Origin of the sequence: Frankia sp. ACN1ag (genome assembly GCF_001414035.1) — a bacterium.
Lineage (GTDB): Bacteria > Actinomycetota > Actinomycetes > Frankiales > Frankiaceae > Frankia > Frankia torreyi.
Genome location: NZ_LJPA01000002.1, coordinates 12591 through 24685, shown reverse-complemented (window position 1 = coordinate 24685; position 12095 = coordinate 12591). Strand labels below are relative to the sequence as shown.

Sequence of the window (12095 nt, the reverse complement as noted above, 5' to 3'; positions counted from 1 at the left end):
CTTCGGCTCACGGAGGACAGACGTCGCTGACCTACCTGGTCAGCTCGGGATGGGAGTCAGGAACTCCAGCCGGTTTCCCAGGACGTCAAATACGTAGAAGCGCCGATAACCCGGGAAGTCGTCGTCCCAGATGATCTCGATCCCCTTGTCGGTCAGGCGATCCGCCAGGCCATCCAGGTCTTCGACGACGATGCCGGGGTGGGCCTTGCGCGCTGGTCGGAAGTCGCCCTCGACGCCGAGGTGGATCTCCAGCCGGTCCGAGCGCAGCCACAGTCCGCCCCGCGCCGCCAGCACGGGCGGCTTCTGGACCTCGGTCATGCCCAGCACGTCGAGGTAGAAGCTGCGGCACAGTTCCTCGCTGCCCGGCGGGATCGCCAGTTGGACGTGGTGCAGGCCCAGGCCATGGGGCGAGGTGGCCTCGGTCGTGTCATAGGGCAGCGTCTGACGTTGGGGCATGGGCCCGCTGTCCTCTCGTGTCGCGGCGGCCATCAGCCGACCGCCCGCTCGAGTATTGCGCCAAATCCGATCGGAAGATCTCGATGATCTCTCGACGTCGGGCCGAGCCCCGCAGGCCAACGGGGTCCGGACGCCGGGCGCGGATCGGTGCCGGTCAGCGGCGGACGGTCCAGCGGCGGGGGTTGGTCGTCGTCGGGATGTGGCGGCAGGTCAGGCCGGTGGTGATGGTGGCCTGCAGTTCGGCGCCGAGGTCCGGATCGGCGGCGGTGATCGCGTCCAGGGCGCGCCTGACCGTCTTGCGCACGGCGGTGCGGGCGCGTTCGGCCGAGGTGCGGAACGCCCGGCTGCGCCCGCCGAGGCCGGCGACGGTGCGCAGGTGGTCGGTCAGAGCATCCCAATCGGCCTGGAGTGTGCGGGCTCGGTCGGTGTCGCCGTCGGCCTCGGCGTCCTGACGTTCCTCGTCGAGTTCGCGCAGCCGCCGCCGGTAGGCGTCCAGGGCCTGCCGGTCGACCACCTCGTGGTGGCCGGCGTCGAACGGCGCCGCGCCGCAGAGGGCCAGCGCCGTCACCCCCTCGCCGGGGCGTTCCAGCAGCACCGCGAGATGGTGCAGCCCCTGCAGGTCGGCCAGGAACAGTCGCCGGCCATCGGCGGCCAGCGTCCACCCGTCGCCCTGGCGTGTCAGCGTCCCCGTGCGACCGGTGCGCCCCGCCTCGGCCGTGGGGATCGACGACCCGGCGGTCGTCTCGGCGGCCTCGGCCTCGGCGTCGGCGCGCTTGGCGTCGGCGGGCTTGGCGTCGGCGTCGGCGGAGGCGTCGGCCGCGCGTAGCAGGGCGGCCCACTGGGCGGCGCGGACCGGCAGGTCCATCGCCTCCGCCTCGGCGTGGGCAGCGGCCAGGAGCGTACGTGCCCGCGGGCGGTCCCCGGAGCCGGCTCGGGCGGTGAGGGCGGCGGCGAGGTCGACGCGGGACAGAGCGGTGCCCGGACGGTTGCCGAACCGCCGGTTCGCGGCCACGGCGCGTTCGTGGTGGCGCACGGCCCCGTCGGCGTCGCCGAGTGCCAGGGCGATCAGACCGAGGGCCCGCTCGGTGGAGCCGAAGCAGGTGACGGCGAGCGACGGCATGACCGGCAGGTCGGCGAACGGTTCCACGAGCCCGTGGACCTGCTCCGCGATCGCCCGCTCGCCGAGCAGGCCGGCGGCCTCGGCGACGGCGACCATCCCGGTCAGCCAACTGCTGGACGTGGGCAGGGCGGCCAGCCCACCGTCGCCGGCGACGAGCCGGTGCAGCGCGGCGCGGGCCTCGTCGAGTCGGCCGGCGCGGGCCGCCATCATCGCGGCGCCGGCGGCGAAGGCGAAGTCGCCCGCGGCCAGCGTCGGGGAGGCGGCCGCCTCGGCCGCGAGATCGAGCAGCTCCCCGTCGCGGCCCTGCATCCAGCGGATGCTGGCGAGCTGCGCGCCGTAGAACGCCTCGGCGTCCGCGTCCCCGACGGCGAGGCCGAGCTCCAGGCAGGTGCCGGCCGCGGCCTCGGCCTGCGCCAGCCGGCCCGCGCGCACCAGCCGCATGACGTCCATCGCCGCGACGATGTAGAGGACGCTCTGGCAGGCCAGGGCGTCGGCCCGCGCCCGCAGCTCGGCGAGCGACCGCTCGGCCCGCGCGTCGCCGAGGTGGAACAGGTCCACCGTCCGCCACAGCAGTCCCAGCAGCGCCAGCATGCCGTCCCCGGTGCTCGCGGCGACCGTGAGCAGCTCCTGCGCGAGGGCCAGCTTCACCGGGTTGTGCTCGGGTCCGAGCATCGCGTGATGGGTCAGCGACAGCGCCTCCGCCAGGGCCGGGGCGTCGCCCGTCGCCCGGATCGCCGCCAGCTCCGCCAGCGCCCGCGCGGGCGTCGCGCCGTCGTAGACCGACTCGGCGGCGAGCCGGACCGCCAGCCGCCCCCGCAGCGACACCACCTGCCGCAGAGACGAGTCACTCACCGCCCCCGAACCCGTCGCCGCGCCGTCCACCGCTGTCCCACTGGTCACCGCTGTCCCACTGGTCACCGCTGTCCCACTGGTCACCGCTGTCCCACTGGTCACCGCTGTCCCACTGGTCACCGCTGCTCCGCCGTGCGCCGTCACGGTCGCGCAGCGGGCTGACGCGCCGGCTGCGGGGACGGCCGCGGCCAGGGCGTCGAGGGCGCTGCGTTGCAGGGCCAGCACGCGTCGACGGTCAATGGGATCGCGGTGCTCGTTGAGCCAGACGCCGCCCAGGCCCAGCGCCGCGCGGGCCAGCAGGATCGGGTCGTCGGATCCGTCGAGGGCCTCGGCCGCGCGGGCGAAGGCGTCGCGGGCGGCGGACAGCCGACCGCAGGCGAGGATCGCCTCGGCCCGCTCGACCAGCAGCGCGGCCCGCCCCGCTACGGCCGGCCACGGATCGGACACGGCGACGGCGGCGTCGAGCAACGCCGCGGCCTGCTGATAGTCGGAGCCGCGGCGCATGGATCGGGCCGCCGCCCGGCAGGCGCCCACGGCGCGCTGCGCGTCCTCGCCGGAGCGGGCGGCCGCCCGCAACGCGTGATGGGCACGCAGCGCCAGCCGGTCCGCCCGGTCCGACGCGCCGATCAGAGCCGCGGCGGTGGCATGGGCGTCCAGGCGCTCCCGTGGTCGCAGCGTCGCGGCAGCGGCGCCGAGGATGACGTCGTGCCCGAACCGGAAGCGGTCGGTGCCCGCCGGCTCGACGAGCCCGATCCGCCGCGCGTCGGCGAGGGCGTCAAGGACGGCGGGGACGGGCCGATCGGCCAGCGCGGCGACGTCGTGGATGGCCACGATCCGGCCGAGCACGGCGGCCAGGGCCAGCGTTCGGCGGCTGTCCGCGCCGAGCCGGCCGATACTGTCCGCCACCGCCTGCTCCACGCCGGCGAGGCCCGACTGCGGGGAGCCGTGCGTGACGACCCGGCTGACGTACAGCGGATTGCCGCCGGTGATGGCGAGTACCGTCCGGGCCAGGTCCTGTCCCGCGCGGTGCCCCCCGCCGCCTGCACCGGTGGTACGGGCGGGGTCGCCGGCACCCACCCGGTGGCCGGCACTGATCGGGTCGCCGGCACTGATCAGGTCGAGGGAGCCGACCGGAGGGGCGTCGGCCGCCCGTAGGTCGTGCAGGCCGTGCGCGGCGAGGTAGTCCTCCGCGTCGGGGAGGGTGAACCGGCGCAGGGCGAGGACCGTCGCCTCGCGCTCCACGTCGGCGGCGAGCCGGGCCAGCGCCGGGTCGCCCTGGTCGTCGGGGCGGCGCGTGAGCACCAGCAGCAGCGGAACCCGGTCCAGCGCCCGGGCGAGGAAACGGGTCAGCAGCAAGGCGTCGGCGTCGGCAGCGTGCACATCGTCCAGCACGATCATGGTGGGCCGGCCGGCCAGTCGCCGCGCCACCAGATCGGCGACCGCCTGGAACCGGGTGAACCGCTCCGGGGCGGCCGCCTCGCCGCCGAGTCCCTCGGCCAGCGAATGGCCGCCCGGCGTGCCGCTCACCGCCGCCAGCACCGCAGGCCAGGGCCACAGGGGCGGCGCGCCACCGTAGGGCCAGCAGCGTCCCCACTCGACCCGCAGACCGGCCTGCTCGGCCTGCTCGGCGGCCCGTTCGCACAGGTACGTCTTGCCGATCCCCGCCTCGCCGGAGACGACGACGACCTGACGCCGCCCCGCCGCCGCCCGCGCCGCGAGCCGGGCCAGCAGCGCCAACTCCTCCCGGCGTCCGACGAACACCCCCGCGGCGCCCGGCTCCCGGGCCGGGTTCTCGTCGGCGGGACGCGCGACCGGGCGGAGCAACACGGGTTGGGGCGGCACCGGCTGGGGCAGCACCGGCTGGGACAGCGCGGGGTGGGACAGCACGACGGCGGCGCCCAGGCGGTCCAGTGCCAACGTCGCCCTCTCCCCACCATGCCCCTGCGCAGCACGCCGACGCGGCCGAACGCGGCCACTCCCGCCGATCCTAGGAACGCCCGGGCGCCCGTGGATCGCCCTGTCGTCAGCGCGACGCGCCGGCGGCGGCACACCCGTGGCACATCCGCGGCACGCCCAGACGGACGACGGCCGAGGTCGGAACCGGTCGGCGACGGCCGTCAGGCGCGGCCTCGGCCGGACGAGCATCAGGACGAGAAACAGGAGGGCTGTTGTGGCGAATCATCGGGTGGCGATCGTGGGCACGTTTGTCGAGCCGATCGGCATGGTCCGGTCGGCGGTGGGCGGCGCGATCGGGGGTGCCGTGGGCGCGGCCGTGGCCGCGAGCGGCTCCGCGGACGGCGCGGTGCTGGCCCGAGGCCAGATCGNCTACCTCGGAGTGTTCCCCGGCGAGGTCATCCTGTTTGCCGCCAAGCGGGGCGCCTTCCGGCCGAAGCCCACCGAAACGGTGATCGCGGCGGCGCCGCGACCCGCAGTGCGACTCGCCCAGCTCAACAAGGCAAAGGTGGCCGGCGTGTTCGAGATTCACCTTCACGACGGGACGGCATGGCGTTTCGAGGTGCCCCGAGTGCATCTCGGTGGCGCGCAGAAGGTCGCCGCCGTGCTTTCCCAGAACACCTACTGAGTGGAGCCGTTCCGACACGTCGGTTCGCGATCGACGGTGACCAGCTTTCGCTGGCGGCGGGTCTCAAGCCGCGGCGGGTCTCAAGCCACGGCGCGACACCGTGTCCGCCGGCGGGAGCGTCGGGCATGATCGGACGGTGGGCGGGAGATGGCGCGGGCGGCTGCGGCGCGCCACCGACGTCGGGATCGTGCTCCTGATCGGCCTGTTCCTGGTCGCGGTGGTGCTGGACGAGCACGACCGCACCCGTGAGCCGCTGTTGATCGTCCTTGGCCTGCCGCTCGGGGTCGGCCAGTCGCTCGCGCTGTACTGGCGCCGTACCCGGCCCGGAGCCACGCTCGCCGCCGCGCTGGTCGGCGGCCTCATCATCCAGATCCTCGTCCCCTCGGTCGTGATCCCGATCGCGGCCCTGATCGCCATCAGCTCGTTCGCCGCCGCCCGACCGCCACTGCGATCCCTGCCCGCGCTGACAGCGCTGCTCGGCGTGTGCGCGGTCGACTTCGCTTCCGCCAGCCGCGAGGACACGTACTTCACGATCGTCCTGGCCATCGCCGCCTGGGCCATCGGAGAGATCGCCCGTAATCGCCGGGCCGCCATCGAGGGGGAGGCCCGGCGGGCGGTCGCCGAGGAGCGGGCCCGCATCGCCCGGGAGATCCACGATGTCGTCGCGCACAGCGTGTCGGTGATCATCGTGCAGGCAGCGGCCGCCGACGACGTCTTCGACACCCGTCCCGACCAGGCCCGCCGCGCCCTGCGCTCGATCGAGACCACCGGGCGGGATGCGCTGGCGGAGCTACGCCGCCTGCTCGCCGTCGTCCGTCCCGGCGGCGACGAGGTGGGCCCGGTGCGCCCGCAGCCCGGCCTGGCCCGGGTGGACGAGCTGGGTGAGCCGCTGCGCGCCGCCGGGCTGCAGGTCGCGATTCGCGTGATCGGCGCGGCACGCCCGCTGCCCGCCGGGGTGGACGTCTCGTCCTACCGCATCGTCGGCGAGGCGCTGACCAACACCCTGCGCCACGCACGCGCGTCCCACGTCGAGGTCACTCTCGCCTACACCGCGGCCACCCTCGACCTGGAGATCGTCGACGACGGCGTCGGCACGCCGGGCACGGGGTTCTCCGGCGGAGGCGCGCCGACCCCGTGGCCCACCACAGGTGCCGCAACCGGTGCGGCCATCAGCACCGGTGCGGCCATCGGCACCAGTGCTGGTTCCGAAGGCGGCCCTGAACCGGTCGTCCGCGCCGGCCGGCGCGCCGCGACGATCACGACGGCGCCGGCGCCGACAGGCAGGGGCGGCGGGCACGGCATCATCGGCATGCGGGAACGCGCGGCCATGCTCGGCGGAAGCCTGGAGGTCGGCCCGCGTGACGGCGGCGGATTCCGGGTCCGGGCGAGCCTTCCGCTGCCGACCGAACTCGGCGGGAGACCGGTATGACGACCGAGGCGACCCCGGCGATTCGGGTGCTGCTGGCCGATGACCAGGCGCTTGTCCGAGGCGGGTTCCGCATGATCCTCGATGCGCGGCCCGGTATCGAGGTGGTTGGTGAGGCCGGCGACGGGGCCGAGGCGGTCGAGCTCGTCGGCGGGAGCACACCCGATGTCGTGCTCATGGACGTGCGGATGCCGACGATGGACGGCGTCGAGGCGACCCGGCGCATCGCCGCCTCGGGCAGCGCGGCGCGGGTCATCATCCTGACCACGTATGACCTCGACGAGTACGTCTTCGCGGCGCTGCGGGCGGGCGCCAGCGGGTTCATGCTCAAGGACGTGCGGCCCGCCGAGCTCGTCGACGCCGTCCGCGTCGTCGCCCGTGGGGACGCGCTGCTCGCGCCCACGGTGACGCGGCGGCTGCTCGACCGCTTCGCGCAGACGCTGCCGTCCGTCGCCGATGCCCCGTCTCCCGACGGTCCGGCCGGGCGCCGCCGCGCCGGCGCCGGCTCCCTCGACCGCCCGGTCCGTGCGGTCTCCCCGCCCGAAGTCGGCGGGGAAGCCGGGCGGGGCGCCCGGATCCGGATCGGGCTGGAGGAACTGACCGAGCGGGAGGCGGTGGTGCTCCGGCTCGTCGCGCTCGCCCTGTCGAACGCCGAGATCGCCGCCGAGCTCGTGCTCACCGAGGCGACCGTCAAGACGCATGTGTCGGCCGTGCTGCGCAAGCTCGGCCTGCGCGACCGCGTACAGGCCGTCGTCTTCGCCTACGACCACGGGCTGGTGCGCCCCCGGCCGAACTGACCGGCCGTGGGCGACCGGCCGTGGGCGACCTCGCCCGAGCGGCCCGGCGCCTCGGGGCATCCGACCGGCGGACTGCGACTGTAGTAGGAGGCAGGTCCATACCTGCGGCGGATGTGCCCGGACCACCGTGGATCTAGCTTCCCGAGCATGGACGAACCCGACGNCCCCGCCGCCCACGAGCCGATGCCAGCCGTCTTGCCCGTGCCTGCCGTGCCGCCCGTGCGTTCCGTGCCGCCCGTGCCTGCCGGTTCAGGATCGGTCGACCCGCCTGCGACTGCCGGCGGTCCGCGGCCGGGCGGCCTCGGTTGGTTCGGTCGCCCGGCCGATTGGGCGCGTTGGCGGCTTGCCAGGGTCGCCTCGGCCGTCGTGGTCGGGCTGCTCGTCGCCGCCGTCAACATTCTGCCCAGGCTGGCCGGCGACCTGCCGCACGTCGGCCTGCCCGCGATCGACCTGCCAGATATCGAGCCGCCCGACTGGGTCCGCGGAACCTTCGACGCGCTCCGGCCGGTGCGGATCGCCCTGCTCGGGCTGTTCGTGCTCGCCGCCGCGTTCGGTGAGTACAGCCGGCACCGCAGGTCGGCGGACCGTTCCGCCGGCCGGCACTCGCCTGCGCCCCGCGGCCCGTCGGCTCCGAACGCGTCCCCCGGACCGGCGCTGCCTGCCCCGTCCGCCCTGCCGTCGGGTTCGCCCACGCTGCCGGGTTCTCCCACACTGCCGGCGTCGGGTTCTCCCGCGCCGGACGGCGACGACCCGTGGGACGGGAACGCCGAGCGGTGATCCAGGTACGCGAGCTGACGAAGGTGCACGGCGACACGGTCGCGGTGGACCGGTTGACCTTCGACGTGACGCCTGGCGTCGTGACCGGGTTCCTCGGCCCGAACGGCTCCGGCAAGTCAACCACCTTGCGCCTGATAGTCGGCCTTGACCGGCCCACCAGCGGCCGGGCGACGATCGGAGGCCGCGCGTTGCGCGATCTCGCCGCGCCGATGCACGAGGTCGGGGTGCTCCTCGACGCGAGGGCCGCGCCGGCCGGCCTGCGGGCCCGCCAGCACCTGGCCTGGCTCGCCCGGGCTGGCGGCGTGCCCGCCCGGAGGGTCGACGAGGTGCTCGCCGAGGTCGGCCTTGCCGACCTCGGCAGGCGCCGTGTCGGCGGGTTCTCGCTCGGCATGCTCCAACGGCTCGGCATCGCCGCCGCGCTTCTCGGCGACCCGGCGGTGCTGATCCTGGACGAGCCGGTGAACGGCCTCGACCTCGACGGCGTCCGCTGGGTCCGCGGGCTGCTGCGGCGCTGCGCCGCCGAGGGGCGCACCGTGGTCGTCTCCAGCCATCTGCTCAGCGAGATGGACCAGACCGCCGACGAGGTCCTGGTCCTCGGCCGCGGCCGCCTGCTCGCCCATGGCAGCGTCACCGAGATCACCCGGGCGGGTGCCGGCACCCACATCCGGGTGGCATCGCCGCGTGCCCCCGAGCTCGCGGCGGCGCTGCGGGCAGCCGGTGCCTCGGTGACCCCGGCACCGGACGCCGACGGCGCGCTACTGGTCACCGGCATGACGGCGCCGGCCATCGGCGATCTCGCCGTCGGCCGCGGGTTCGCCCTGCACGAGCTGACCGAGCGGCGGGCAACGCTGGAGGACGCCTTCATCGAGCTCACCGACGACACCGTCGAGTACCAAGCCGTCGACCGGCGAGTTGTCAACCACCAGGGGACCGGTCACCGGGAGGTCGGCCGCCGGGGGGAGAAACCATGAGCCGGGCCCCCGCCGCCCCGCCGCGGTGGACGGCCACGGTCGCCGGGGAATGGCTCAAGCTGCGCGCGATGCGCGGGACCCTGGTGATCGCCTGTCTCGGCCCGATCCTCGGGACGGCGCTGTGCGTGCTGCTCGCCGTCGCGGTCGGCCTCGAGTCGGACGGCTGGTCCGAGCAGGACCGCGCCGAGTTCGACCCCGTCCTGTTCCCGTTGGTCTCGGGGATCGTCAGTGGCGTCCTGCTCGTCGTTCTCGGGGTGCGGGCCGGCGCCTGCGAGTACCGGGCGGGGCTGGTGCGACTGACCCTCACGGTGACGCCGCGCCGTGGTCGGGTGTTGCTGGCCAAGATCGTCGTGATCGCGGTGGCGAGCTGGGTGGGCTTCACGGCCGTCACCGCGCTGGCGGCGCTCGCGGCGCAGCCGGTGTTTCACGCCTACGGCCTGCCGTACGTGACCAACGCCGACCTCGCCGCCGGCAGCGAGGTGCGCACGCTCGCCGCGGCCATCGGGCTGGCCCCGGTCTTTCCGTTGATCGGGCTGGCCCTGGCAGTCCTCACCCGCAGCGCGGCCGGGGCCCTCACCTCGGTGCTCGCCTTGCTGTTCGCCCCCGCGATCGCAGGCGGGCTGCTTCCGGCCTGGTGGGCGGCACACGTGCTCAGCTATCTGCCGGGCCCGGCGAGCGACAGCCTCTCCCTGACCGGGTCGGACGACGCCGGCTTTCTGTCGCCCGGTGTCGCCGTGCCCGTGGTCGCGGCGTGGCTGGCCTTGTTTCTCGGTGCCGCCTGTCGCTGCCTGCAACGCCGCGACGCCTGACCCTGCGGGGCCGGCGATCGCGGCCACGGTGGTGGTGCGCGGCGAGGCCGCGGGCCACCGCCCGGCCGAGCAGGAACAGCACGAACAGCATGCCGGCGGCCGGCAGCGCCAGGACGACGGCGGCTGCGGCGTCGGCGACGGCGGTCAGCACCTGCCCGTCACCGAGTGCCGAACCCGCCGGCGCGAGCTGCGCCCAGACGGCACGCGCGGTGCGGGGCACGACGAACGGCACCGACACGAGCAGCAGCACCAGGTTGACCAGAATCGCGGGCGCGGCCAGCAGCGCCCAGGCGGTCACCACCAGCCGAGCGCGCCGGGTCAGGCCGGTCAACCGCGCACCGCCGCCCGGTCCGGCAGACCCCGCGCCGCCGGCCTGCCCGGCACCGCTGGCACCGCCCGCCGGGGTGGCGCTGCCGCCGGCCGGCTCTCCGGAGGACGGCGGCCGGCGCCGGGCGGGCCGGGCGGAGCGCAGCGCCGGGATCATCCGGCTGAACAGGTCGGGGACGCCGGCGAGGTCGCCCATGATGTAGTAGCCGTCCAGTCGGACGAACGGCGCGAGCTGGCGGGCGGCGTCGAGGTGGGCGAGCACGATCGCGGTCACCAGGACCTCGGCGTGGCTGACCGCGAGCGCGCCGCACAGCATCAGCGCGTACAGCCCGTTGAAGTAGATGCCGCCGAGGTCGGTGCGCAGGCGGCCACGCCGGGAGAGCCGGTAGGAGTCCGTGACATCGGTGAAGAACGCCGGCCACACCAGGTACATGCCGAAGCCGATCACCCCGGGCCGGGCGCCGCCGTAGCGGCAGGCGGCGGCGTGCCCACACTCGTGGACCAGGGCGCCGGCCAGGGTCAGCCCGACGACGGCCAGCATCAGCGTCGGGGTGGCCAGCACCGTGGCCGCGCTGTCGGCGACGCTGTGCCGGCGCAGCATCCAGCCGTCCGCCGCCACCAGCAGGGTGAGCAGTCCGGCGACGACCGGCGGCCGGAACAGCACGGCGAGGACCCCGCCCAACCGGGTCACCACCGGCGCGGGCAGCAGGGTCCGCCGTCCGGCGAGGGTGAACATCGCCGCCGCCCGGGGCATCGGGGTGGCACCGGCCGCGGCGGCGATGAGGCCCAGCGGCATCAGCCGGTCGGCGATCAGGTAGCGGACGTCGGCCCCGCTGACCGTTCGCCCGTCGCGCGCGGCCACCCGGCCGGCGATCGCCTCGATGTCGCGGGTGCCGTCGGCCGCCGCCAGGATGTGTGCGAGCAGCTCGGTGAGCGCGACGACCTGGCCGTCGCCGCGGCGGGCGAGCTGGACCGGTCGGTCCAGGCCGGAGCCGGCGAACTCGCCGAGCAGGGCCAGGCCGTCCGCCCGGCACGGTCGGGCGGGCACCGTGCCGGGCGTGGACAGCGGGCGGATCTCGGTCATTCTCGGCCGTCCGTCGTCGCAGGTTGGTCAGGATTTGTCGAACTGGAAGATGATGTTGATGCTGGGTACCAGCGAGATGAGGATCGGCAGGATCCCGCCGAGGATCTGTGGTTCGCCGTGCGCGTCGATGTGGGCCATGTTCGACCAGGGCGAGTTGACCGGGAAAAAGGTGGGATCGAATTCCCGGCGGCCGATCTCCAGGGCCGCCAGAGTCAGTCTTTCGGGTAGCAGCTCCGCCTTCTCCAGGATGAACTCCGGGTGTTCCACGCCGAGCCCATCAGGTGAATTATAGCGCATTCTTCCCCCGTCGTGATCCAGTCTTTATGACTGCTCGGACGGGTGGCACGCTAGCCGCACGAGAACCTGGCGGCGGGGATTTCAGCCGGGCGTGTCACGCGGTCATCTGCGTACGGTTCAATTGCACTGTGGCCGGCACGCGCGTCGGTGGACAGTGTCACCACTGGTTGACCTGGCTCCAACTGTTGACGATGGACTCGACGACCGATCCGCTGCTGTAGGCGATTTGGGGTTCGCTGTGGTTCTCGATGTAGGAGTTGTTGCTGCCCGGCGAATTGACCGGGTAGTTGCTCGGATCGAACTCGTTGCGGTTGATCTCGACGGCGGCGAGGGTGAGGCGGTCGGGTAGCAGCTCCGCCTGTTCCCGGGCCAGGTCGGCGGCGTTCAGTCCGCTGCCGGTGCTCATCATCTGGCTCCGTTCGGATCGCTCGGGTGCGCGACGCGCGCGCGGATCGATGCACCGGCCGGCTCCGGACCGCGCCGGGCGAAAAGGTCGGCCGAATACAGAGGTCGATATCCGCCTCGGCCGATCGGCACCTCTGAACTGTAGGAGTGATCATTACCTTCCGCAACCTGGCGATGTCGCCCGGTCACGGGT

Annotated in this window: 8 protein-coding genes and 1 pseudogene; 4 read left to right on the top strand and 5 right to left on the bottom strand. The window is 74.4% G+C overall.

Annotation, left to right across the window (positions count from 1 at the left end):
- Positions 1-39: 39 nt before the first annotated feature.
- Together UK82_RS01575 and UK82_RS01570 are read right to left on the bottom strand one after the other, a co-directional pair.
- Positions 40-456: a VOC family protein gene (locus UK82_RS01575; protein WP_055406102.1), complete on the bottom strand. Its 417-nt coding sequence runs from the start codon at positions 454-456 to the stop codon at positions 40-42.
- Between the two features lie 154 nt (positions 457-610).
- A complete protein-coding gene (locus UK82_RS01570) occupies positions 611-4345 on the bottom strand; it encodes an AAA family ATPase (protein ID WP_055406101.1) in 3735 nt (1244 codons plus the stop codon).
- 800 nt (positions 4346-5145) lie between these two features.
- On the opposite strand from UK82_RS01570, the gene UK82_RS01560 reads away from it, so the two are divergent.
- From UK82_RS01560 to UK82_RS34920, 4 genes and pseudogenes are all read left to right on the top strand, one after another.
- Complete coding sequence (locus UK82_RS01560; protein ID WP_055406099.1) at positions 5146-6438, top strand: sensor histidine kinase; 1293 nt, start codon at positions 5146-5148, stop codon at positions 6436-6438.
- Positions 6435-7232: a response regulator transcription factor gene (locus UK82_RS01555; protein WP_044884852.1), complete on the top strand. Its 798-nt coding sequence runs from the start codon at positions 6435-6437 to the stop codon at positions 7230-7232. Before UK82_RS01560 ends, UK82_RS01555 begins: the two co-directional genes overlap by 4 nt.
- Positions 7233-8005: 773 nt before the next feature.
- Positions 8006-8980: an ABC transporter ATP-binding protein gene (locus tag UK82_RS01545; RefSeq protein WP_055406097.1), complete on the top strand. Its 975-nt coding sequence runs from the start codon at positions 8006-8008 to the stop codon at positions 8978-8980.
- Positions 8977-9615: pseudogene (locus tag UK82_RS34920) on the top strand (ABC transporter permease subunit); the annotation flags it as partial. The gene UK82_RS01545 and the pseudogene UK82_RS34920, both read left to right, overlap by 4 nt.
- 16 nt (positions 9616-9631) lie before the next feature.
- Here UK82_RS34920 and UK82_RS01540 read toward each other — a convergent pair.
- From UK82_RS01540 to UK82_RS01530, 3 genes are all read right to left on the bottom strand, one after another.
- Positions 9632-11200: a hypothetical protein gene (locus UK82_RS01540; RefSeq protein WP_055406096.1), complete on the bottom strand. Its 1569-nt coding sequence runs from the start codon at positions 11198-11200 to the stop codon at positions 9632-9634.
- Positions 11201-11227: 27 nt separating this feature from the next.
- A complete protein-coding gene (locus UK82_RS01535) occupies positions 11228-11497 on the bottom strand; it encodes a hypothetical protein (protein ID WP_055406095.1) in 270 nt (89 codons plus the stop codon).
- Positions 11498-11654: 157 nt separating this feature from the next.
- Positions 11655-11903 carry a hypothetical protein gene (locus UK82_RS01530; RefSeq protein WP_044884912.1) on the bottom strand — a complete coding sequence of 83 codons (249 nt, stop codon included), beginning with the start codon at positions 11901-11903 and terminating at the stop codon, positions 11655-11657.
- Positions 11904-12095: the final 192 nt, after the last annotated feature.